Origin of the sequence: Paraoerskovia marina DSM 21750 (genome assembly GCF_000701465.1) — a bacterium.
GTDB classification, from domain to species: domain Bacteria; phylum Actinomycetota; class Actinomycetes; order Actinomycetales; family Cellulomonadaceae; genus Paraoerskovia; species Paraoerskovia marina.
Map to the genome: position 1 here is coordinate 152,521 of NZ_JNIY01000004.1, position 22,990 is coordinate 175,510.

A 22,990-nucleotide genomic window follows, 5' to 3' on the forward strand; every position below is an offset into this window, starting at 1 on the left:
GCGCGTAGGCGATGCCCGCGAGGCCGAGCCCGGCCGTCCAGGCGACCGTCCGCGCTGCCGTGCGTCGCGCGCTCAGTCCTCGCTCCCGGAGTCGTCTCCGCCGTTGCCGTTGCCGTTGCCGTTCCCACCGCTGTTGCCGTTGCCGCCGCCGTCGGCGTCACCACCGTCACCACCGTCGCCGCCGTCCGAGTCGCCGGAGTCGGAGTCGGAGTCGTCCGAGTCGTCGGACGTCGGCGCGGGCGCGGGCGCGGGCGGCGGGGCAGGAGTGCCGATCATGCTGGCGCTCGGTGTCCCGAAGTCCTCGACGGGCATCCCGGCGACGGCGTCGTCCATGAAGTCCGTCCAGATCGGCCCGGCGACGTCGCCACCGTAGAGCGGGGTGTACCAGACGCCGTTCACCTCGAACTGGAGGTGGTCGTCCTCGGACTCGGCGTTGCCCACCCAGACGCTCGTCGAGATCTGCGGGGTGTAGCCGTTGAACCACGTCTGGCTGCTGAGGTTCGTCGTTCCCGTCTTCGCGGCGGCGGGTCGACCGTCGGCAAGGCCGTCGTTCGAGGCCGTGCCGCCGGGGGTGAACGCCTGCGTCATCGCGTACGCGACGGTGTTGGCGATGTCGGGGTCGATCGCCTCCTCGGTGCAGGTCGACTCCGGCTCGACGATCGTGTTGCCGTCCGTGTCGGTGACCTTCGTGATCGCCAGCGGCTCGCAGTAGGTACCGCCGGAGGCGAAGGTGCCGTACGCGGAGGCCTGGAGCAGCGGCGCGGAGGCCTGGGTACCGATGATCATCGGTGCGAAGACGTTGACGTCCTCCTCGGTCGGTGCATTGAGCTTGTCGCCCTTGGCGTGGGTGTCCGTGGCGATCGCGGTGGTGGTGGGGCGGTAGCCGATGTCCCACGCGGTGTCGGCGAGGTCGCAGAGGTTGAGCTGCTTGCCCATGGCCACGTACGCCGAGTTCACGGACTTCTTGGTGGCTTCGAGCGCGGAGATGTTGCCGGACGCGACACCCTCGGCGTTGGCCGGGCTCCACGTCTCGCTCGAGAGGCGCGCGCAGGGCGAGGTGTCGAACTGGTTGACGACGTACGTCTGCTTCGCCGCTGGGACCTCGTCGTACAGCGTGTGGCCGGAGCGCAGCCACTCGGCGAGCACGAACGGCTTGAACGTCGAGCCCACCTGGAACCCGCCGGAGTTGCCGTGGGCGGGGTCCGCGGAGTAGTTGATCGCCGTCGTGAACGGCTCGGGTTCCGTGGTCGCGTCGTACGGACGGTTCTGCGCCATCGCGAGGATCTTGCCCGTGCCGGGCTCGATCGAGGCGAGCGCGCTCTCGAGACCGGAGTCGTCGTCGGCCGGCACGCCGGCGGCGACGGACTTCTGGGCCTCCTTCTGCATGTCCGGGTCGATCGTCGTCGTGATGGTCAGCCCGCCGCGGTAGAGCAGCTCCTGACGCTCCTCGGCGGTCTCGCCGTAGAGCTCGTTGTCGACGATCTCCTTGGTCACGTAGTCGCAGAACCACGCGTACGTCTGGTTGGCCTGGCAGCCCGCCTCGGTGGGGTGCACGTCGAGGGTGTCCTCGATGCTGCTCGAGCGCGCGGTGTCGTACTCGTCCTTGGTGATGTACCCCTGCTCGTACATCAGCTTGAGGACGATGTTGCGGCGGCTCTCGGTGTCCTCGGGGTTGCGGGTCGGGTCGTACGCCGTCGGGGACTTGGTGATCCCGGCGATCGTGGCCGACTCGGTGACGTTGAGGTCGGCGGCGTTCTTGCCGAAGTAGTAGCGGGCGGCCGTCTCGACGCCGTAGATGCCCACACCGAACTGCGCGATGTTGAGGTAGGCCTCGAGGATCTCGTCCTTGGTCATCTGCTTCTCGAGGGAGATCGCGAGCTTGGCCTCCTTGGCCTTGCGCTCCAGCGTGCTCTCCTGCGCCGCCTCGATCGCGAGCGGGTCGTCGTCGCGGACGGCCTTCTCGATCAGCACGTTCTTGACGTACTGCTGGGTCAGCGTCGACGCACCCTGCTGGTCGCCGCCCGCGAAGTTGTTGACGGCGGCACGGGCGGTGCCCTCGACGTCGACGCCCCCGTGCTCGTAGAACCGCTTGTCCTCGGTCGCGACTACGGCGTTCTGCATGTTGTCCGAGACCTCGTCCTGCGGGACGACGATGCGGTTCTCGGTCCAGTAGCGGGCGATGACGGTCTTGCCGTCGTTGGCCACGATCACCGACTGCTCCGACAGAGGCCCGGGCTCCAGCTCGTCGGGCAGGTCGTCGAAGACCTGCACGGCGGTGTCGGTCACGGTCTTCGCCCCGGCGGCCAGCGGCACCAGCAGGCCGCCGGCGAGGATCCCGCCGACGCCGGCGAGGAGGACCAGGGCAAGGATCAGCGCGAGCAGCTGCACCACGTTGACGTGGCGTCCGTGAGACCGATTGACCATGGCCCTAGCCTACGGGAGGGGCCTGCCGGAGCGGGGGACGGGCGTGGCCAAGGTGTGATGATCGTGTGGGGATCGCGACGGACGCGTCGACGAGATGTGAGGCCCCGTCGTCCGGCTAGGCTCGGCACATGGCTACCACCTGGGAATACGCGACCATTCCGCTCATCATTCACAACACCAAGGCTGTGCTCGACACGTGGGGCTCCGACGGCTGGGAGCTCGTCCAGGTCGTCCCCGGACCTGACGGCAACGGGCTCGTCGCCTACCTCAAGCGTCCGACGGGCGAGGCGTGACGGCCTCCGCACCCGGCACGATCGCGCGGCGCCTCGCCGAGCTCGGCCTCGAGCTTCCCCCGGTCGCGGCACCGCTCGCCTCGTACGTGCCCGCCGTGCGGTCGGGTCGGTACGTCTACACCGCCGGGCAGCTGCCGCTGGTCGACGGGACGCTGCCCGTGACGGGCAAGGTCGGTGCCGACGTGACGCCCGAGGCCGCCGCCGAGCAGGCACGGGTGTGCGTGCTCAACGCCCTGGCCGCGATCCACGACGTCGCGGGCTCGCTCGACCGGGTGGCGCGCGTCGTCAAGGTGGTCGGCTACGTGGCGAGCGACCCCTCGTTCACCGCACAGCCCGCCGTCGTGAACGGGGCGAGCACGCTGATCGGCGAGCTCTTCGGGGACGCGGGCGTGCACGCGCGCTCCGCGGTGGGGGTCGCCGTGCTCCCGCTCGACGCCCCCGTCGAGGTCGAGCTCGTCGTCGAGCTCGAGGAGTAGGGCTGCGGTGTCCCGTGCGAGTCCGCGGGGCCCGACGACGAAGGCCGCCCGATCGACGATCGGGCGGCCTTCGTGCGTGCGGGGCGTGTCAGCGCGCGCGGCGCTCCAGGCGGTCGACGTCCAGGAGGACGATGGCACGTCCCTCGCGGCGGACCCAGTTGCGGGCGGCGAAGTCGGCCAGAGCCTTGTTCACCGTCTCGCGCGAGGCACCGACGAGCTGCGCGAGCTCCTCCTGCGTGAGGTCGTGGGCGACGCGCAGACCCTCGTCGGTCTGCTCGCCGAACCGGTTCGACAGGTCGAGGAGCGCCTTGGCGACGCGGCCGGGCACGTCGGAGAACACGAGGTCCGCCAGCGTCTCGTTGGTGCGGCGCAGACGACGCGCGAGCGCGTGCAGCAGGTGCGTCGCGACGCCCGGGTGCGCCTCGATCCAGGACACGAGCGACTGGTGGGCCAGCTCGTGGACCGTGGCCTCGGAGACGGCGGAGGCCGTCGCGGTGCGGGGGCCCGGGTCGAACAGGGAGAGCTCGCCGAACATCTCGCCGGGGCCGAGGATGGACAGCAGGTTCTCGCGGCCGTCCGTGGAGCGGCGGCCGAGCTTGATCTTGCCGCTGCCGATCACATAGAGCCGGTCGCCGGGCTCGCCCTCGCGGAACAGCACCTCGCCGCGAGAAAGGTCGATCTCGGTCATCGACTCAAAGAGTCGCCGGGTCTCTTCGCGTTCCATGGTGGCGAAGAGAGGGGCCGAGAGCACAACGTCGTCGTCCACGCGTAATGTCCTTCGTCGTCCGTCCGACCGTCCGTACGGGATCACCCGCGGACGTCGATCCCGTCGGGATCCGTCACCACCAAGTTTGCACCATCGGTGCAAATGCGCCGACTTTGTGAAGACCGCGGAGGTCAGGGCGGGTCCTGCGGGCGGTCGGTAGGCTGCGGGCGTGACGACCGAGAGCCGACTCGCACTGGTCCGCCGGGCGCGACGCACCAACCGCGAGCTTGCCGTGGTCCACCCGGACGCGCACTGCGAGCTCGACTTCCGTTCACCGCTGGAGCTGCTGGTCGCCACGGTGCTCTCCGCCCAGACGACGGACAAGCGCGTCAACGCGACCACGCCGGAGCTCTTCGCCCGGTTCCCCGACGCGGCGGCGCTCGCCGGGGCAGACCGCGAGGAGCTCGAGGAGATCCTGCGGCCCACCGGGTTCTTCCGGGCCAAGGCGCGGTCCGTCGTCGGGATCGGTCAGGCGTTGGTCGAGCGGTACGACGGCGAGGTCCCGGCCGACCTGGACGCGCTCGTCTCTCTGCCGGGCGTCGGCCGCAAGACAGCGAACGTCGTGCTGAGTGACGCGTTCGGCGTGCCCGGGCTGACCGTGGACACGCACGTCGGGCGGCTCGTGCGCCGGTGGGGGTGGACCGCCGAGGAGGATCCGGTCAAGGTCGAGTCCGCCGTCGCGGGGCTGATCGAGAAGCGCGAGTGGACGATCTTCTCGCACCGCACGATCTTCCACGGGCGTCGGGTTTGCCACGCCCGCACGCCGGCGTGCGGGGCGTGCGCCCTCGCGCACCTGTGCCCGTCCTCGGGGGTCGGGGAGCAGGACCCGGTCCGAGCCGAACGGCTCGTCAAGACGTCGTAGACCGGCGCTCCTGGGTCTCGTCGAGCCAGTCGACGAGCAGCGAGCTCACGCGCTCCGGTGCCTCCTCGGGCACGAGGTGGCCGACGCCGTCGAGCGACTCGAACCGGAGATGGCGCGCGATCGCCGCGGCGTCAGTGTCGACGGTCGACCGCCGCAGGTACGGGTCGCGCTCGCCGTGCACCTGCAGAGCAGGGACCGTCACCGGACGACGCAGCGCGGCGAGGTACCGGCGACCGCTCGGACGTCCCGCGGAGCGCACGGTCCACCGCACGGCCTCCATCGTGCTGTGGGCGGTGAACGGGATGCGCAGCGCGGCCTGGTAGGCCGTGACGACGTCGTGTGCCGGCGGGACGACGGAGGCCTCGGCGAGGTACTCGTCGACGAGCTCGCCGCTCACCAGCCCCCGCTCGGGCAGCGTCGGCACCTGGGCGAAGGCCAGACGGCGCAGAGCGACGGGTGTCAGGGCCTTGCGCAGCGGGACGTTGAGCCGGGCGGGGTGCGGGCTGGCCACGCACCCGACGCCGGCCACGACGGCGGGCTGGAGCGCGGCCGTGCCCCACGCGAGCGCACCGCCGGAGCCGTGACCGATCACGACGGCGCGGTCGGCGCCGAGCGCGCGGACCACCCCGGCGACGTCGCGGGTCCGTGCGGGCGCGTCGTAGCCCAGCGGAGGCTTGTCCGATCCGCCGGTACCGCGCAGGTCCATCGCGGCGACCCGGTACCCGGCGTCGCAGAGCGCGGGGATCTGGTGGCGCCACGCCCACCACGTCTGGGCGAACCCGTGCAGCAGGAGCACCAGCGGGGAGTCGTTCCGCGTCCGGGTGACGCCCGCCGGGCACGGCGGGTCGGCGAGGGCGACGTGGAACCGCGACCCGTTGGCCGGGACCATCTCGTGCCGCCACGGGCCCGGCTGGAGCGCGACCGTGTAGTCCGCGATCACGAGAGGCTGCCGTCGTCGACCACGGTCACCTCGGGGCCGTTCTCCTTCGGCGCGTTGAACAGGTAGCCGACGTTGCGGACCGTGCCGATCAGCTGGTCGTGCTCGGCGCCGAGCTTGGCCCGCAGTCGTCGGATGTGGACGTCGACCGTGCGCGTGCCCCCGTAGTAGTCGTAGCCCCAGACCTCCTGGAGAAGCTGTGCGCGGGTGAAGACGCGCCCCGGGTGCTGCACGAGGTGCTTGAGGAGCTCGAACTCCTTGTACGTGAGGTCGAGGGGCTGCCCGCGGAGCCGTGCCGAGTAGCCGCTGATGTCGATCGCCAGCTCCCCGGCGGCGATCTCCTCGTGCTCGTCGGTCGCGCGGCTCGGCGACGCCTCGCGCACGAGTCGGAGCCGCGCCTCGACCTCCGCGGGCCCGGCGGAGTCCAGGATGATCTCGTCGGCCCCCCACTCCGCGTTGACGACGGTGAACCCTCCCTCGGTCATCACGAGGACGAGCGGGACGTCCATCCCTGTCGCGCGGAGCATGCGGGACGTGGTGCGCGCGGCGACCAGGTCGCGGCGCGCGTCGAGCAGGACCACGTCTGCGTCGGGGGCGTCCACGAGCGCCGACGGTTCCATCGGAAGGACGCGGATCCGGTGGTTCATCAGGCCCAACGAGGGCAGCACGTCCGCGGACCCGCCGTTGGACGGCGTGAGAATTAAGAGGACGGCCACCGGCATACCTCCTACAGTGCAGACCACTCGAACGGTGGCCCAGGTTACCGTGCCCGGAGCCCGTGGCCGCGCGGTTCGCGGCCGACGTCGCCTCTCGGGCGCGTCGTCTGCGAGAATCTGACGCGTGTCCACCCGACCCGAGACCCGCTGATGCGCACCGAGAACCGCTCGGTCGCGACCGCCTGCCTCGCCGCCCTCGTCGCCGTCGCCGCGTACTTCGGCCCCACGGTGCTTGCCGGCGCGGCCACGCTGCTGGTCCTGCTCGTCGTGATCGGGTGGCCCGCGCTCCTGGATCTCCCTGCCGCCGGAGGCACGCGATTCGTCATCGCGCTGGCCGGGCTCGGTGCCGTCGCGACCGTCTACCTGACCGAGGGCGAGCAGGCTCTGCGCAACCTTCCGCTGGTCCTCGCGATGGCCCTCCTGCTCGCGTTCGTCAACGAGTTCCTCCGACGTGACGGGCGCGAACGCCTGGTCGACTCGGTGACGGGAACTGTCTCCGGGGTGGTCGTGGCGGTCGCCGCGGCCGGCTGGCTCGCCTCGGCACGGGGGGACTCCGGCGTGCCGCTCGTCGTGGCCTGCGCCGTCGGTCTGGCGATCGCCGCCGCGTTCGCGGCGCTCCCGCTCCGCGGCTGGTGGAGCGAGGTCGCGACCGTCGGCGTCGCCGTCGCCGCCGCCGGGCTGGTCGGCTGGCTCATGCCCGACCTCGGACTGACGCGCGGACTCTGGGCCGGGGTCGTCGCCGGTGTGGTCGTGGCGTCCAACCACCTTCTCTTCGACCGGGTGCCCGTGGTCCGCGACAGCCGGGCGGCCGGCGTCGCCGCCATCTGCGTGCCTGTCGCGGTGACGGGGGCGATCGTCTACGTCGTGGGGCGGGTGCTGGCCGGATGACCGACAACCTCTGGATGCTCCTGGCCGTCCTCGCCCTGAGCGTCGTCGTCGGCGTGTGGTGGCGCTCGCGTCAGGGTGTGGTCCGTACGAGCGACACGGGGCCCGCGCAGCGGGCAGGTGCCGCACCGTGGGCCGACCTCGGGCTCCCGCACGACCGGATCGTGCTGATGCAGATGTCCGCCGAGATCTGCAGCGCCTGCCGGCAGACGGCCCGCGTGCTGTCCGAGGTCGCCGCCGCGGACGAGGGCGTCGTCCACGTCGAGCTCGACGTCGCCGAGCACCGGGACCTGGCCGCGGCGCTGCGCGTCCTGCGCACACCGACCGTCGTGGTCGTCGGCACCGACGGCACCGAGGTCGTGCGCGCGTCGGGTGCGATGACGCCCACACAGGCACGCGAGGCGGTCGCCCGCGCCCGCGCCGAGATCTCGACCCCCGCGCAGAACACCGGAGCAGAACGATGACAACTCAGGGAATCGACCCGCGCGGACCCCGCGTCGGCGCCGGGATCACGGCCTTCCTCCTCGCGATCGTCGTCCTCCTCGGGGCGACCCCCGAGGCGTGGGGCCTGCTCGTGCTGGTCACCGTCGGGTTCGGCATCGGCGCGGTCTGGGGGCCGGGCGCGACGTGGCAGGGGCGGCTGTACCGACGATGGATCGCCCCGCGGCTCGACCCGCCGACGGAGCGCGAGGACCCGCGACCGCCGCGCTTCGCGCAGCAGGTGGGCTTCGTGATCTGCCTGATCGGCGTGGTGCTCGGCCTCACCTGGTCGGCCGGCGCGGTTCCCGTGGCGGCCGCGATCGCGCTCATGGCGGCGCTGCTCAACGCGGCGTTCGGGCTGTGCCTGGGCTGCGAGCTGTACATGTTCGGGCAGCGGCTCCGGGCGCGGCAGAGCACGTCCGGCGGCCGGTAGACCCGTCCGCGGGTCAGTAGACGAGAGCCTGCACCGTCGGGTCGAGGATCTCCTCGACGAACAGCGACGACCCGGCGATCCTCGTGCCGGGCAGCACCGAGGCCTCGGTGATCCCGCGCCGTGCGGCGCACTGCGTGCACACCGTCAGCGTCCCCGCCTCGAGCACCGCGGCGACGAGGTCGGCCAACGGAGCCGCGTGCTCCAGCGCGACGTCGTCGGCGCGGCCCGGCACGGCCATCCACGCCGCCTCGCCGGTGAGCCACACACCGACCTCCGTGCCGGCGGCGAGTGCGGCGGTGGCGACGGTGAAGACCTGGTTGATCGTCTCTGGCCGGTCGGCGCCGCTCGTGGCCTTGAGGACGAGCCTGCGCGGCATAGGTGCGTTCACAGCCGCCAGCGTAGACGCCGCCGGTGCCGACTCCCCAGGCTCCGGCGCGGCGGGTAGGATCGCTCGCATGTCGACACATGCCCTCGAACTCATCTTCCTCGGCCTGCTGATCGCGGCGACCGTCACGATCACCTGGTTCGCGTTCTACGTCGTGTACAAGCTCTACAAGGGTCAGAACTGAGGTTTTCATGCCGTTCGAGATTTCCGACGACCTCTCCCCGGAGGTCTACCCGCTCGCGTGGTTGGTCGGGAGCTGGCGCGGCCAGGGTGTCGTCAACTACCCCGGCGTCGACGAGGCGGTCTTCGTCAACGACGTGACGTTCGACCACGACGGCGGCCCGTACCTGCGCTACGAGTCGACGATCCGGATCCTCGACGAGCAGCCCACGCCGGCGGACCCGGCCGTCGGTCTGTGGCCCGACGCCGAGGCGAGCGTGGACGACGACGTCCCGTCCACGGTCTGGTCGACGGAGACCGGCTACTGGCGGGTGTCGAGCGAGCGGCCCGAGGGGCTGCCCGAGAACCGCTTCCCGGTCGAGGTGATCGTCGCGGACGCCGCCGGGCGGGCCAGCCTGTTCCTCGGGACGGTGGGCCAGGGCCGCATCGAGCTGGCGACCGACTTCGTCGCACGGACGACGACCGCCACGGAGGTCACCGCCTCGCAGCGGATGTACGGGTTCGTCGAGGGTGACCTGCTGTGGCACGAGGAGCTCGCGGCCTTCGGCAACGAGCTCCAGCCGTACGCGTCCGCGCGTCTGGCACAGAAGTGACGGGCCTCGCCAGCCCCCTGCTCGACCGGCCGGGCGCCGTCCCCGCGGCCGGCCCCGACACAGGGGTCGCCTGGCACTACGGCGACCCGACCGCCGAGCAGCGTGCGCTCGAGCGCGGCGGGGCCGTCGTCGATCAGTCCCACCTCGGCGTCGTGCGCGTGGCCGGTCCGGACCGGCTGTCGTGGCTGCACTCGATCACCTCGCAGCACCTGCAGGACCTCGCCCCGCGGACCTCGACGGAGCTTCTTGTACTGAGCCCGCAGGGCCGTGTCGAGCACGCCGCAGGCGTCGTCGACGACGGCGAGGCGACCTGGTTGGTCACCGAGGGTTCGCACGCCGCGGACCTTGCGGCGTGGCTCGACCGGATGAAGTTCATGATGCGCGTCGAGATCACGGACCTCTCGGCAGAGCTCGCCGTGATCGGCGAGCCCGTCGACGCCGAGGGGATCGACGGCGAACCGGTGACGTGGCGTGACCCCTGGCCCGCCGTCGCCGCAGGCGGCACGCGCTACGGGCCTCCCGCCGACGAGCACCCGGGAGCGGAGCGCGCCTGGCGCCTCGTCCTGGTCCCGCGCGCCGAGCTCGTCGACGCCGTCGCCGCCCGTGAGGCCGCCGGGTGGCAGCTCGCGGGCACGTGGGCGTCGGAGGCCGAGCGCGTGGTCGCCTGGCGGCCACGCCTCGGGGTCGACGTCGACGACCGCACGATCCCGCACGAGCTTGACTGGCTGCGGACCGCCGTGCACCTGCAGAAGGGCTGCTACCGCGGGCAGGAGAGCGTGGCGCGCGTCCACAACCTCGGACGCCCGCCCCGTCGGCTCACGATGCTGCACCTGGACGGGTCCGGGCACCTGCTGCCGGAGCCCGGCGCGGAGATCCGCGCCGACGAGGGCGGCCGTGCCCTCGGTGCGGTCACGTCCGTCGCCCGCCACCACGAGCTGGGACCCGTCGCGCTCGCCGTCCTGAAGCGGTCCGCGCCGTCGGACGCCGAGCTGCTGGTCGACTGCGACGGCGGTGCCGTCAGCGCCGCCCAGGAACAGGTGGTCCCCGGCGACGGCGTGTCCGTCGACCGTCCGGCCGCCCGCCGGCCCGTCGCCCGGGGCGTCACTCCCCGCCGCGACGGTCCCGCCAGCATGATCTGAAGGTGCCGAGCCTGACACGAGACGGCACGCTGTCCTCATGAGCGGGGACGTGTCGGACTCTGCGCGGACGGATCGCCCCCGCGTCGTCGTGCACGCGCGCGTCCGCCAGGGCCTCAACCGCGTGCGGGCGGCGTTCTGGCCGATCATGCTCGCCTCGGCGGCGGCGTCCGGGGCCTGGGCGTTCGCACACTTCGTCGTGGGTCACGAGTTCCCCTTCTTCGCGCCCGTCGCGGCATGGGTCTGCCTCGGCTTCAGCGCAGACCGGGAGGTCCGCAAGGTCGTGGAGCTGGGGGTCGGCGTCGCGATCGGCGTCCTCTTCGGCGAGCTCGTCGTGCTCGGCATCGGTGGCGGGTGGTGGCAGGTGGGGCTCGTCCTCGCCGTCGCGACTCTTCTGGCGCGATTCATCGACCGCGGGCCGATGCTCACCATGCAGGCGGGGACGCAGGCGATCGTCATCAGCAGCATCCAGCCAGGGACCGGCGTCACCCCGTTCGACCGGTGGACCGACGCCCTCGTCGGGGCCGCCGTCGCGCTCGCCGTGGCCGTGATGCTCCCCGGTGACCCGCGCGCCCGCCCCCGCCGTGCGGCGTCGGACGCGGTCTTCGAGTTCGCGTCCGGACTCTCGCGCCTGGCTGACGCACTGCGCGACGCCGATGCCGACGACCTGGAGACGGCACTCGTGCGCCTGCGGGCCTCCGAGCCGTCGTTGCAGGAGTGGCAGTCGGTCGCGACCAACTCGGCCGACGTCGCCCGGGTCAACGCGGTGCAGCGACGTCACCTGCCGGAGATCCGGCGGCTCCAGGACGCCTCGGTCCGTACCGACCGCGCGGTGCGGTCGGTGCGGGTGCTGACCCGGCGTGCGCTCGGCACCCCGTTGGCCGAGCACGACGTCTCGGCGATCGCCGACGTCGTCGAGCGGTTCGGGTCGGGCTGCCGGGTGCTCGCGTCGGCCCTGTCCGGGGGGATCGACCCGTTCGTCGCGCGCGAGATCCTCGAGGAGGTCGCGACCGAGCTCGATCCCCACGAGCTCGGGCAGGGGGACTGGCACGTCCAGTCGTTGGTGCTGCTCCTCCGGTCGCCCGTGGTCGACATGCTCGAGGCCGCCGGCGAGGACCCTGCCCGGGCGCGGGCCCTGCTCCCGGAGCTGTAGGAGCCGCCGGAGAATCTCTTGCGGATTCCTGGTGCACCGAGCGGGGCGACCGGTAGTTTGTCCCGCATGGACGTTGCCGTCAGCGCACTGCGCGCCGAGCTCAAACAGTGGATCGAGCGCGCTCGGGACGGTGAGGACGTGGTCATCACCGACCGTGGCGTGCCTGTCGCCCGCCTGTCCGGGATCGGTTCCGCGGACCTCGTCGCCCAGCTGATCCGGGACGGGGTCCTGACGGCCCCGGACGCGCCACGGGCCGAGGTCCGTGCGCCGGAGCGCACGGCCCGCACCTCGGGCGTGACCAGCTTCGTCCGACGGATCCGACGCTGACGTGCTCGTCTACATGGACGCGAGCGCCCTCGTGCACCTCTGCACGCCGGGCACGGGCTCGGAGCTGGCGGCGACCCTGTGGAACCGCGCGGACCTCGTGGTGACCAGCCGGGCCGCCGTCGTGGAGATCCCGGCGGTGCTGCGTGCAGGCCACCATGCGGGTGCGCTCGACGACGCGGCGTACGTGACGGCGTTGACGGCGTGGCAAGGGCTCCGTGGTGGTCTTCATCTGGTCGAGCTAACCCCGGAGGTGTCGCGGCGTGCGGTCCAGGTCGTCGAGAACGCGGTGACACCCGTCCGGACGGACGACGCGCTGCACGTGGCGAGCGCGTTGACGGTGGCCCACGAGGAGCTCCTGGTCGCAGCCTGGGACGAGTCGGTGGCCGGGGCTGCCCGGCGCGAAGGCCTCACCGTCGTCCCGTAGGCTCGGGAGGTGCTCTACTCCGCCCAGCTTCTCGTGATGGACCTGCTCTCGGTCGCCATCCTCGCCATCGCCGTCTTCGCCCTCGTCGACTGTCTGCGCCGCCCTGCCGAGGCGTTCACGTCGGAGCGCAAGCTGACCAAGCCGATCTGGACGGGCATCCTGGCCGTCGTCGCGGCTCTCGCGTTCATCGCGGTCCCGCCGCTCCGGATGAACCTCGGGTTCCTGAACCTCATCGCCGCCGTGGCCGCGATCGTCTATCTCGTGGACGTGCGTCCCCGCCTCGCGCCGTACCGGCGTCGTGGCCCGCGGAAGGGGTCGGGCGGATGGTGACGGCCCCGATCGCGCGCGACGCCGTCGAGCTCGCGCTCGTCGTCCGCGGTGACCTGGTGGAGTCGGTCCACCTCGGCCATCTGGTGGTGACCGCCCCGGACGGCTCCGTGCGTACCGCCCGCGGGGACGGGAACGTCGTGTTCTGGCCGCGGTCCTCGGTGAAGCCCATGCAGGCGGTCGCGATGGTGCGGGACGGTCTGGACCTCCCCGACCGCCTGCTCGCGCTCGCGGCGGCCTCGCACGACGGCGCGGTGGTGCACGTCGCGGGCACCCGCGAGATCCTCGCGGGGACCAGGCTGCACGAGTCCGACCTCCTCAACACGCCCGACCTTCCGTACGACGCGGTGCAGGCCGCGATCTGGCGCGGTGGGGGTCACGGTCCGGCGCGCGTGGTGCAGAACTGCTCCGGCAAGCACGCGGCGATGCTGGCCACGTGCGTCGCCAACGGGTGGGACACGGCCACCTACCTGGACCTGGACCACCCGCTGCAGCGGTCGATCGCCGCGACGATCACGGAGTTCACGGGCGACGAGGCAGGCCTCCCGGTGACTCGCGACGGGTGCGGGGCACCGCTGTTCGCGACGACGCTCGCGGGCCTGGCGCGTGCGCTCGGCCGTGTGGCGGCCGCCCCCGGCACGGCACCGGGCAGCGCCGAGGCACGCGTCGCCCGGGCGATGTCCGCGGTGCCCGAGATGGTCGGCGGTCCCGAAAGGACCAACACGCGCCTGATGCGCGAGATCCCGGGTGTCGTGGCCAAGGACGGTGCCGACGGCGTCTTCGCGCTGGGGCTGCCTGACGGGACCGGTGTGGCGTTCAAGGTGCTCGACGGCGCGGACCGACCGCGGGCGGCGATCGCCGTCGCGGCCCTGCGTGCGGTCGGCGTCGACACCCCGGGCCTGGACACGATCGGCGAGAGCCCGATCCTCGGCGGCGGGCTGCCCGTGGGCGAGATCGTGGCGGTGCTCTCGTGAAGGCGGTCGTGCAGCGGGTGACCCGCGCGGCGGTGCGCGTGGACGACGAGGTCGTCGGGCAGATCGCCGAGCCCGGGCTCTGCGTGCTCGTCGGCGCGACGCACGACGACGGCCCGGAGCAGGTCGCGCTGATCGTGCGCAAGATCGCGGAGCTCCGCCTCCTCGACGGCGAGGTCAGTGTCCAGGATGCGGACGCACCGGTGCTGGTCGTCAGCCAGTTCACGCTCTACGCGGACACACGCAAGGGCCGACGCCCGTCGTGGAACGCGGCTGCCCCGCGGGAGGTCGCCGAACCTCTGGTCGAGCAGGTGGTCGCGGGCCTGGTGGAGCGCGGTATTCGCGTCGCGACCGGGCAGTTCGGCGCTCACATGCAGGTCGAGATCGTCAACGACGGACCGGTGACGATCCTCCTCGAGGCGTGAAAGCGCTCCCAGGCTCGGTCAACAGGACAAAAGTCGTGGACGGGTGTATCCAGGCTTTCTCAAGGTTGTTAACATTTCCATCGTCGTCCACGCCGGACGGGAGGATCGACGATGACGTCTACGACACGAACTACCGACAGCCGCGCTGAGCCACAGGCCCGACGCAGCGGTCGCAGCGGCGTGGTGCTCGATTCCAGGACGATGGAGATCGAGAACGCGCGGGACCTGGTCGACGCCGGTCACGGTGCGATCGTGTGGACCGCCGAGACCGGCTCCGGCAAGAGCACATTGCTCGACCAGGCCGTCGACGCCGTCGAGGACCTCGGTCACGTCGTCGTCCGGTCGAGCGCGCAGGTCGCGCCGACGGACCGTGGCCCGGGCCGAGCTGTCGAGAGTCTGGTCGCCCAGGTGGTCGCCGCCACCGGTGTCGCGGTGGCGGACCGTCTCGTCGAGGCCCTCGACATTGCCGCGCCGACGTACCCCTACCTGCCGGAGGTGGCGGCCGCTGCACTCGGCGAGTACCTCAAGGTTGCGCTGGCGGACCGGACGCTGATCGTCGTCGCCGACGACATCGACCGGATCGACGCCCTCAGCCGAGCCGTCGCCGTCGCCGCGATATCCCAGCGTCAGGCACGCATCGTGCTCCTGGGGACGGCCACGTCGTCGGACGACTTCGGGCGGCTGCCCTACGACGTGCGGACGCGTCCGCTGCCCCGTGTCGACGGCACGGACGTGCTGAGGCTGCTGCGCGCCAACGACGCGGGCCCGGTCGCCCCGTCGGTCGCCGCGCACCTGGCCCGTGAGCTGCACGGCAACCTCGTGTGCATCCTCGAGGCGGCCGAGCACCTCGACGCGGACCAGCTCGCCGGGGCGCGCCTGCTCCCCGACCCGCTGCCCGCGGGCGCTGCCGTCCACGCCGCGCTGGAGCCGGCGATCCTCGCGCTGGACGAGACCGAGCGCCGTGCGCTCCTGATCGCGTCGGTCAGCGTGGTCAACCGCACGGACGTCCTCGTGGCGGCGGCCGACTGTCCCGTCGAGGTGATCACGGACGGGCGTCTGGCCGAATGCCTCGGGCTCGTCTCGGGACGGTTCCGGTTCGTCGACCCACGCATGCGCTCGCTCGCGCACAGCCTTGCCCCGCTGCAGGCCCGGACTGCGGCGCACGCCGCCCTCGCTGCTGCGCACGCCGCGGCCGGGGACGACCTTCTGTCGGCGTGGCACCGGGCGCTCTCGTCCCTCGAGGGCGACCCCACCGTCGTCAGGCCGCTCCTGGACCTGGCGGTCCAGCACCTGCGGCAGGGTGAGGCGACGTGGGCGCACGAGGTCGCGCGTGAGGCGATCAACCACGCCTCCGACGCGGAGCGGCCCCACGCCTACGAGCTCGCCGGTGCTGCGGCGCACTGTGCCGGGCACGTCGTCGACGCCGTGTCGTGGCTGCGGCGTGCCGCACGCACCGGCGACGTCCAGGTCCGCTCCCGCACGCTGATGCCGCTGACGTCCGCTCTGACCCTCGCCGACGACCAGGTCCCGGACGACGTCGTCACCCGAGGGCTCGCCGAGGCCCAGGACGGCCGGGTGACCGACGGCGACAGGTTCGCGATCGCCCGCGGCCTGACCATGGCCGCGGCCCTGCACGTCGAGCGGGGCAGTGCGACGACCGCCCGCGAGCTCATGGGCGAGGCGGAGCGCCTCTGCCCCGGTGAGGGGTGGGACTCGGGCCTGCAGCTGGCGCAGACGTGGATGGCTGCCTACCAGGTGGACGACGCGGACCTGCCCCGGTCGAGCGGCGGCCCGCCGGATCACGAGGGACTCCTGTGCGCCGCGCGCGCGGTCGCGGTGGCCAGGACGGGTGACTGCGGCGCGGCGTCCCGCATGCTGGCGTCGTTCATCGCCGAGCTCGCACCCGTGCGTTCCGACGAGCGGTGGCTCGACGGGCCGCAGAGGTCCGTGACGCCGATCGTGGAGGCGCACCTGCGCATCGCCCAGGCGCTCGTCGAGTTCTGGTCGGGCGACCTGCGGCGCGCCGCCACGATCTTGGCGAACGCGGCCTTTCGGCTGCCCGTCGGGCTGGTCTGGGCGGGGACGGCGTCCGCGCTTGCGCGGCGGCTCGACCTGCTGCGCAGCGGCGCCGTCGGTGTCCTGGCCGAGTCCCTCGAGTCGACCAGCGCGGGGACGAGCGCCCCGCCGATGCGGATCGGCGGGCTCGTCGACCGCGCGCTCTCGGCCGCGTTCCTGGGGCGGTACGGCGAGGCGGCGACGCTGCTCCAGCTTGCGGCCGAGAGGGAACGGCGGGACGAGGTGCGCGCGCTCCCGCTCGCAGGGCTCGACGAGGCCGAGACGTGGGCACTTGTCGGTCGACGCGAGGCGGCGGTCGCTGCGTACGAGCGGCTGGAGACGACCACCCGGTGCCTGCCCCCGGAGCTGCGTCAGGCAGTCCGGGACCGTTCCGCGGCGGCGGTGGCCCTCCCGGAGGAGTCTCCCGCGGCGTGCGAGCGTGCCGTCGCGTCGTCCTGGGCGCTGGACTCCGCGTTCGAGCGTGCCCGGACAGAGATGACCGTGGGTCGGGTGGCGATCCGTGACGGCCGGACGGCCGAGGCGCACGGCCATCTGCGCGCGGCCCAGGAGCTCTTCGAGGAGGCCGGCGCGCCGGCCTGCGTCGAGGTTGCCGCACACGCGCTGGCGGGGCTGACCGCGAGCCGTGCGCCCGCGCAGGAGTCCGACGGCGCCGGTGACCCTCTGCCGGTCGGGGTCTCCGCGCCCGAGGCGACGGCGGTGTCGACCGAGGAGTGGATGGAGCCCCTGACCGAGCGAGAGAGGGACGTGGCCCGGCTCGTGGTCCGCGGGCTCTCGAACCGCGAGGTCGCGGAGAGGCTCTTCCTCTCCGTGCGCACCGTCGAGGTCCACCTGGGGCGGGTGTTCCGCAAGCTCGACGTCCGCAGTCGCGTGGAGCTGACGGTCCTCGCTCACGGCGGGTAGTGCGAGGTACGGGATCGCCCGTACCTCCCGCCGTGATATAGGTCACGATCCTGTGGGTTTCCCTGATTTGACGACGCCCCCGCGTCGCTAGCGTCACGGCGTGAACGGGTCCGCAACGGGGCGGACCTGTGGAGCAGGGGAGGATGCACATGCATGTCTCGAAGCGGGCCCGCCTGGTCGCGGCCCTCACGACGGCGACGGCCCTCGTCGGAACATCCTTGAGCACCGCGGCCTGGGCGCAGACGCCGGCCGCGGTCGTCGTCGAGTGCGCACCCGCGTGGAGCGCGACGACAACCTATACGGGCGGCGACGTCACGTCGTCGGGCGGGGTGAACTACCGGGCGAAGTGGTGGACCCTCGGCGAGAAGCCGGGTGCCAGCCCGTGGGGCCCGTGGGCCGTGGTCGCCGACTGTGGCGAGCCGGACCCGGACCCGACGACGGATCCCACGACCGACCCGACGACGGACCCCACGACCGACCCGACGACGGACCCCACGACCGACCCGACGACGGACCCGACCACCGATCCGACGACGGATCCCACGACGGACCCGACCACCGATCCCACGACACCGCCGTCGGGCAACCCCGACGAGGTCTGCCGACCGGACGGGATGGAGCCGACCGCGGGTGTCGACACGCCCTACTGCGACGTGTACGACGAGAACGGCCGGGAGATCCTGCCGAACGGGCTGGACAGGCGCGTGATCGGCTACTTCACGAGCTGGCGCACGGGGGAGAAGCGGCAGCCCGCGTACCTGGCGAACGACATCCCCTGGGACAAGCTCTCGACGATCCACTACGCCTTCGCGCACATCGGACCGGACAACAAGGTCTCGGTGAACGCGGACGTCCCGGACAACGAGGCGACGGACATGACGTGGCCGGGGGTCCCCGGCGCGGAGATGGATCCGTCCCTGCCCTACACCGGGCACTTCAACCTGCTGCACCAGTACAAGGAGCAGAACCCGGGGGTGAAGATCCTGCCCTCGGTCGGCGGTTGGGCCGAGACGGGCGGCTACTTCGACGCTGACGGCACCAGGGTGGCCTCCGGCGGCTTCTACGAGATGACGAAGACGCAGGCGGGGATCGACACGTTCGCCGACTCGGTGGTCGACTTCATCCGCGAGTACGACTTCGACGGCATCGACATCGACTACGAGTACCCGACGTCGAACGCGGATGCCGGGAACCCTGACGACTTCGCGATCGCCAACGCCCAGCGGGGGCAGCTCTGGGCGAACTACGAGAAGCTGATGAAGACGCTGCGGGTCACGCTGGACGAGGCCGGTGCCGAGGACGGCGAGTACTACCAGCTGACGGCAGCGCTCCCGGGTTCGGGCTGGCTGCTGCGTGGCATGGAGGTCTCGCAGGTCGTCGAGCACCTCGACTTCGTCAACATCATGTCCTACGACCTGCACGGGGCGTGGAACGAGTACGTGGGTGGGCTCGCCCCGTTGTACGACGACGGCAAGGACCCCGAGCTCGCGGCCGCGAACGTCTACGGCGCGTACGACAACATCGGCTATCTCAACACGGACTGGGCGGCGCACTACTTCGGCGGTGCGATGCAGGTAGGCCGCATCAACATCGGTGTCCCGTTCTACACCCGCGGATGGGACGGTGTGACGGGCGGGACCAACGGGATGGGCGGCTCGGCCCGCGCCCCCTGGGGCTACGACTGCCCACCGGGGACCGAGGGCAGCTGTGGTTCCGGCGCCGCCGGCGTCGCGAACCTCTGGTACGACCTCGGGGAGGACGGGACGCCGGAACCGGCGGGCTTCAACCCGATCTGGCACGCGTTGAACCTCGAGAACGGGGTCGTGGGCGACTACGCCGAGTCGTTCGGCATCCCGACGACGATCACCGGCTCGTTCAGCCACCACTTCGATCCCGTGACGAAGAACGAGTGGTGGTGGAACAGCACCACCAAGACCCTGATCACCGGCGACAGCGAGCAGGCCGTCGGCGAGAAGGCCGACTACGTGATCGACCAGGAGCTCGGCGGGATCATGATCTGGGAGCTGGCCGGCGACTACGCGTGGGACGAGGCGGCCGGTCAGTACGAGCAGGGGCACACGATGATCGACCTGCTCCACCAGCGGTTCTCGGGTACCTCTCCCTACGGGGCGACGAAGGCAACCGGCGCGGCGCCGACGGAGGCGCTCGACGTCGACATCTCGTACGAGGGCTTTGCGCTCGGGGACAACAACTATCCGATCAACCCGTCCGTGCGTTTCACGAACAACGGTCCGACGGCGATCCCGGGCGGGGCGAAGATCTCCTTCCAGTACGGGACGTCCGCCCCCGGGGACATGAGCGGACAGGGTAGATGGGGCACCAGGGTCGTCGCCCGCGGGCACACCGGTGACAACATCGGCGGTCTCGACGGGCGTTTCCACACGGTCGAGATGACGGTGCCGTCCTCCGGCATCGCCCCCGGGGCGTCGTCCGCGTCCAAGGTCTCGTGGCGGCTTCCCGCCGCGCAGTTCTCGAACGTGACGGTGTCGTTCGGCGGAAAGACCTACGCGACGACCTACGACCACCCGCGCGGGGTCACGGTCGTCAGCCCGGGGCCGGGTACCGACCCCGGGACGGATCCGACGACGGGGCCGCCGGGAGCGTGCTCGGGTGCGGCCTGGTCGCCGCAGACGGCGTACAACGGCGGAGCTCGCGTCTCGCACGACGGGCACTACTGGACCGCCCGCTACTGGACCCAGGGAGAAGCCCCGGGCGGGGCCGGTCAGTGGGGTCCGTGGCTGGACGCCGGCGCGTGCTGACTCGGTGAGGTGAGGCGGTGCCCGGGACGCGACGAACGGTCCCGGGCGCCACCTCTGTGCGCAGGTCTGTCAGATCTCCGCACCGCTGTACGTAGTTACCCCTACCCGTACGAGTGGTTGAGCGCTGAACGGTGTGGGAAACGCTGATTCAACTTTCCACTGGTGGTTCGTAGCGTTCTCTGGTAGTCCCGCCCGGCGCATTCGATGTCGATGCGACGGGCGCCATATCCAGGAGAGGCAGGAACCATGCTCCCCATCTCGAGGCGATCACGCAGAGGTGCGGCACTCGCCGCAGCTGCGGCCCTCGTCGGCGCATCCATGGTCTCGTCGGCCGGAGCGTGGGCACAGGCGCCCGCTGCGGTCTCGACGGCCACCGTCGCGGAGTGCGAACCCGCGTGGAGCTCGTCGTCCACGTACGTCGGAGGCGCGCTCGTCTCCGTCGACGCGACCAACTACCGGGCCAAGTGGTGGAGCCAGGGCGATAAGCCCGGAGCCACACCGTGGGGACCGTGGGAGAACCTCGGCGCCTGTGGTGCAGACCCGACGACGGACCCGACGACGGACCCGACGACGGACCCGACGACGGACCCGACGACCGAGCCGACGACGGACCCGACGACCGATCCGACGACGGACCCGACGACGGATCCGACCACGGACCCGACGACCGATCCGACCACCGATCCCACGACGGACCCGACGACGGACCCGTCGACCGGGACGCCGATCTCCTCGAATCCGGACGACGTCTGCCGGCCTGACGGCATGATCCCGACGCCCGGGGTGGACACCCAGTACTGCGACGTCTACGACGAGAACGGGCGGGAGATCCTGCCCAACAACCTCGACCGCCGCGTGATCGGCTACTTCACGAACTGGCGCACCGGCGTCGCCGACCAGCCGCAGTACCTGGCCAGCGACATCCCGTGGGACAAGGTCTCGCACGTCAACTACGCCTTCGCGCACGTGGGCTCGGACAACAAGGTCTCGGTGAACGCCGACGTGCCGGGCAACTCCGCGACCGACATGACGTGGCCGGGCGTCGCCGGGGCCGAGATGGACCCGTCGCTCCCGTTCACCGGGCACTTCAACCTGCTCGCCAAGTACAAGAAGGAGAACCCGGGCGTCAAGGTGATCCCGGCGGTCGGCGGCTGGGCCGAGACCGGCGGGTACTTCGACGGCGAGGGCAACCGTGTCGCCTCCGGTGGCTTCTACACGATGACCGAGTCGCAGGCGAAGATCGACACGTTCGCCGACTCGGTGGTCGACTTCATCCGGACCTACGGCGTCGACGGCATCGACATCGACTACGAGTACCCCACGTCGAACGCGAACGCCGGCAACCCGGACGACTTCGCGTTCTCCGACGCACGTCGTGGCGACCTCTTCGCCGGCTACGTCGACCTGATGAAGACTCTCCGCGAAAAGCTCGACGTCGCGGGCGCCGAGGACGGCGAGTACTACATGCTCACCACCGCCTCGCCGTCGTCCGGATGGCTCCTGCGCGGCATGGAGGTCCACCAGGTCGTCCAGTACCTCGACTACGTCAACCTGATGTCCTACGACCTGCACGGTGCGTGGAACGAGTACGTCGGCGGCAACTCGCCGCTCTTCGACGGCGGGAACGACCCCGAGCTCGCGGCGGCCGGCGTCTACACGGCGTACGACGGCATGGGCTACCTCAACGGTGACTGGGCCGCGCACTACTTCCGCGGCGCGATGCAGGAGGGGCGCATCAACCTCGGCGTCGGCTTCTACACCCGTGGGTTCCAGAACGTCCAGGGCGGCACCAACGGCATGGGCGGCCGGGCTCCGGCACCGGCGGGCTTCAACTGCCCGGCGGGCACGAGCGGCAAGTGCGGCTACGGGGCCGACGGCATCGACAACCTGTGGTTCGACACCGACCCGCAGGGGATCGCCATCCCGGCCGGCGCCAACCCGATCTGGCACGTGCTGAACCTCGAGAACGGCGTGGTCGGCGACTACGCGGAGGCCTACGGCGTCCCGACGACGATCGAGGGCAGCTACGAGCGTCACTTCGACCCCGTCACCAAGAACGAGTGGTGGTGGAACGCGCAGACCAAGACGTTCCTGTCCGGCGACACGACGCAGGCGATCGGCGACAAGGCCGACTACGTCGTCGACCAGGGCCTGGGCGGCATCATGATCTGGGAGTTCGCCGGTGACTACGGGTACGACGCGGCCAAGGGGCAGTACGAGATCGGCCAGGACATGGTCGACCTCATGCACTCGAAGTTCAGCGCGGCGACGCCGTACGGCGCGTCGAAGGCGAACGCGGACCGCACGATGCCGAGCAAGGCGCTCGACCTGAGCATCGACTACACCGAGTTCGCGCTCGGCGACAACAACTACCCGATCGCCCCGAAGGTCGTGTTCACGAACAACGGCGCGACCGACATCCCGGCCGGCTCGACCGTGTCCTTCCAGTACGGCACGAGCGACCTCGGCGAGATGAGCGACTGGTCGGGCTACAAGACGACGACCACGAAGCAGGGGCACACCGGCGCCAACGTCGGCGGTATCACGGGCGACTTCCACGACGCCGAGTTCACGGTCCCGACGGGTGGGATCCCGGCGGGTGGCTCGATCACCAACAACATGAAGTGGACGCTCCCGATCGCGCAGTTCTCGAACGTGGTCGTGACGATCGAGGGGGTCGACTACGCGACCACCTACGACTGGCCGCGAGGCGCCACGGTCGTGGACGTCGCTGCCGGTGGCGGCACGGGCGGAACCGGCGGAACCGGCGGATCCGGCGGGACGACGGGCGGCGGAGACGGCGTCTGCTCAGCTCCCGCCTGGAACGCGAGCACCGCCTACACGGGTGGCGCCACGGTGAGCAGCGACGGTCGTGAGTGGACCGCCCGCTACTGGACGCAGGGCAACACGCCGAGCACGGCGACGGCCTACGGGCCGTGGGCCGACGCCGGCGCCTGCTGAGACGGCGGCGCGAGAGCGCCGTGACCGGGTCGGGTGGAGGGCACCCTCCACCCGACCGTCCACCGGGCGACCGGTGGACA

The 22,990-nt window shown here is 71.6% G+C and carries 22 protein-coding genes; 17 read left to right on the forward strand and 5 right to left on the reverse strand.

Going from position 1 to position 22,990, the window contains the following annotated elements; genetic code table 11:
• Window positions 1-72 precede the first annotated feature (72 nt).
• Window positions 73-2,424 (reverse strand): transglycosylase domain-containing protein, encoded by a 2,352-nt coding sequence (locus Q343_RS0106830; RefSeq protein ID WP_029252847.1) that lies wholly within the window; start codon window positions 2,422-2,424, stop codon window positions 73-75.
• Between the two features lie 128 nt (window positions 2,425-2,552).
• Here Q343_RS0106830 and sp36 point away from each other — a divergent pair, with 128 nt between their 5' ends.
• Window positions 2,553-2,717 carry a Sp36 family protein gene (gene sp36, locus Q343_RS15330; protein WP_169738964.1) on the forward strand — a complete coding sequence of 55 codons (165 nt, stop codon included), beginning with the start codon at window positions 2,553-2,555 and terminating at the stop codon, window positions 2,715-2,717.
• Window positions 2,714-3,193 carry a RidA family protein gene (locus tag Q343_RS0106840; protein ID WP_029252848.1) on the forward strand — a complete coding sequence of 160 codons (480 nt, stop codon included), beginning with the start codon at window positions 2,714-2,716 and terminating at the stop codon, window positions 3,191-3,193. The genes sp36 and Q343_RS0106840 overlap by 4 nt, the downstream gene beginning before the upstream one ends.
• An 88-nt stretch (window positions 3,194-3,281) precedes the next feature.
• Here Q343_RS0106840 and Q343_RS0106845 read toward each other — a convergent pair whose 3' ends face one another.
• The gene (locus tag Q343_RS0106845; protein WP_029252849.1) at window positions 3,282-3,959 is read right to left on the reverse strand and encodes a Crp/Fnr family transcriptional regulator; all 678 of its coding nucleotides are present in this window, start codon (window positions 3,957-3,959) and stop codon (window positions 3,282-3,284) included.
• A 169-nt stretch (window positions 3,960-4,128) separates the two neighbouring features.
• Here Q343_RS0106845 and nth point away from each other — a divergent pair, with 169 nt between their 5' ends.
• Window positions 4,129-4,821 carry an endonuclease III gene (gene nth, locus Q343_RS0106850; protein ID WP_029252850.1) on the forward strand — a complete coding sequence of 231 codons (693 nt, stop codon included), beginning with the start codon at window positions 4,129-4,131 and terminating at the stop codon, window positions 4,819-4,821.
• Here nth and Q343_RS0106855 read toward each other — a convergent pair.
• Complete coding sequence (locus tag Q343_RS0106855) at window positions 4,808-5,761, reverse strand: alpha/beta fold hydrolase (RefSeq protein WP_029252851.1); 954 nt, start codon at window positions 5,759-5,761, stop codon at window positions 4,808-4,810. The two genes, nth and Q343_RS0106855, sit on opposite strands and share 14 nt — an antisense overlap.
• On the reverse strand, window positions 5,758-6,474 hold the full coding sequence (locus tag Q343_RS0106860) for a winged helix-turn-helix transcriptional regulator (protein WP_052367046.1): 717 nt from the start codon (window positions 6,472-6,474) through the stop codon (window positions 5,758-5,760). Before Q343_RS0106860 ends, Q343_RS0106855 begins: the two co-directional genes overlap by 4 nt.
• A 150-nt stretch (window positions 6,475-6,624) precedes the next feature.
• Here Q343_RS0106860 and Q343_RS0106865 point away from each other — a divergent pair, with 150 nt between their 5' ends.
• From Q343_RS0106865 to Q343_RS0106875, 3 genes are read left to right on the forward strand one after another with little or no spacing between them, the layout of a single operon-like run.
• Complete coding sequence (locus Q343_RS0106865) at window positions 6,625-7,362, forward strand: hypothetical protein (protein ID WP_029252853.1); 738 nt, start codon at window positions 6,625-6,627, stop codon at window positions 7,360-7,362.
• Window positions 7,359-7,823 carry a thioredoxin family protein gene (locus Q343_RS0106870; RefSeq protein WP_043109739.1) on the forward strand — a complete coding sequence of 155 codons (465 nt, stop codon included), beginning with the start codon at window positions 7,359-7,361 and terminating at the stop codon, window positions 7,821-7,823. The genes Q343_RS0106865 and Q343_RS0106870 overlap by 4 nt, the downstream gene beginning before the upstream one ends.
• The gene (locus Q343_RS0106875) at window positions 7,820-8,272 is read left to right on the forward strand and encodes a DUF4395 domain-containing protein (RefSeq protein ID WP_029252855.1); all 453 of its coding nucleotides are present in this window, start codon (window positions 7,820-7,822) and stop codon (window positions 8,270-8,272) included. Before Q343_RS0106870 ends, Q343_RS0106875 begins: the two co-directional genes overlap by 4 nt.
• 13 nt (window positions 8,273-8,285) lie before the next feature.
• Here Q343_RS0106875 and Q343_RS0106880 read toward each other — a convergent pair whose 3' ends face one another.
• Window positions 8,286-8,660: a DsrE family protein gene (locus tag Q343_RS0106880; protein WP_231959293.1), complete on the reverse strand. Its 375-nt coding sequence runs from the start codon at window positions 8,658-8,660 to the stop codon at window positions 8,286-8,288.
• A gap of 188 nt (window positions 8,661-8,848) precedes the next feature.
• Between Q343_RS0106880 and Q343_RS0106890 the strand changes: the two genes are divergently transcribed.
• From Q343_RS0106890 to Q343_RS0106940, 11 genes are all read left to right on the forward strand, one after another.
• Window positions 8,849-9,430, forward strand: coding sequence for a heme-binding beta-barrel domain-containing protein (locus Q343_RS0106890; protein ID WP_029252857.1), 582 nt, complete (start codon window positions 8,849-8,851; stop codon window positions 9,428-9,430).
• Window positions 9,427-10,569: a CAF17-like 4Fe-4S cluster assembly/insertion protein YgfZ gene (ygfZ, locus tag Q343_RS0106895; RefSeq protein ID WP_029252858.1), complete on the forward strand. Its 1,143-nt coding sequence runs from the start codon at window positions 9,427-9,429 to the stop codon at window positions 10,567-10,569. Before Q343_RS0106890 ends, ygfZ begins: the two co-directional genes overlap by 4 nt.
• Window positions 10,570-10,606: 37 nt before the next feature.
• Window positions 10,607-11,719 carry an FUSC family protein gene (locus tag Q343_RS0106900; protein WP_029252859.1) on the forward strand — a complete coding sequence of 371 codons (1,113 nt, stop codon included), beginning with the start codon at window positions 10,607-10,609 and terminating at the stop codon, window positions 11,717-11,719.
• A 66-nt stretch (window positions 11,720-11,785) separates the two neighbouring features.
• A complete protein-coding gene (locus Q343_RS13900; protein WP_043109741.1) occupies window positions 11,786-12,046 on the forward strand; it encodes a type II toxin-antitoxin system Phd/YefM family antitoxin in 261 nt (86 codons plus the stop codon).
• A gap of 13 nt (window positions 12,047-12,059) precedes the next feature.
• Window positions 12,060-12,470: a type II toxin-antitoxin system VapC family toxin gene (locus Q343_RS0106910; RefSeq protein WP_029252861.1), complete on the forward strand. Its 411-nt coding sequence runs from the start codon at window positions 12,060-12,062 to the stop codon at window positions 12,468-12,470.
• A 9-nt stretch (window positions 12,471-12,479) separates the two neighbouring features.
• Window positions 12,480-12,800, forward strand: coding sequence for a DUF2516 family protein (locus Q343_RS0106915; RefSeq protein ID WP_231959294.1), 321 nt, complete (start codon window positions 12,480-12,482; stop codon window positions 12,798-12,800).
• Complete coding sequence (locus Q343_RS0106920; protein ID WP_029252863.1) at window positions 12,794-13,771, forward strand: asparaginase; 978 nt, start codon at window positions 12,794-12,796, stop codon at window positions 13,769-13,771. Before Q343_RS0106915 ends, Q343_RS0106920 begins: the two co-directional genes overlap by 7 nt.
• Entirely contained in the window at window positions 13,768-14,193 is a 426-nt protein-coding gene (dtd, locus tag Q343_RS0106925; RefSeq protein ID WP_029252864.1) for a D-aminoacyl-tRNA deacylase, read from the forward strand. The genes Q343_RS0106920 and dtd overlap by 4 nt, the downstream gene beginning before the upstream one ends.
• A gap of 201 nt (window positions 14,194-14,394) precedes the next feature.
• Window positions 14,395-17,169: a helix-turn-helix transcriptional regulator gene (locus Q343_RS0106930; RefSeq protein ID WP_029252865.1), complete on the forward strand. Its 2,775-nt coding sequence runs from the start codon at window positions 14,395-14,397 to the stop codon at window positions 17,167-17,169.
• A 149-nt stretch (window positions 17,170-17,318) separates the two neighbouring features.
• Window positions 17,319-19,949 (forward strand): glycosyl hydrolase family 18 protein, encoded by a 2,631-nt coding sequence (locus tag Q343_RS0106935; protein WP_081829684.1) that lies wholly within the window; start codon window positions 17,319-17,321, stop codon window positions 19,947-19,949.
• Between the two features lie 246 nt (window positions 19,950-20,195).
• On the forward strand, window positions 20,196-22,910 hold the full coding sequence (locus Q343_RS0106940; RefSeq protein WP_248616768.1) for a glycosyl hydrolase family 18 protein: 2,715 nt from the start codon (window positions 20,196-20,198) through the stop codon (window positions 22,908-22,910).
• Window positions 22,911-22,990: the final 80 nt, after the last annotated feature.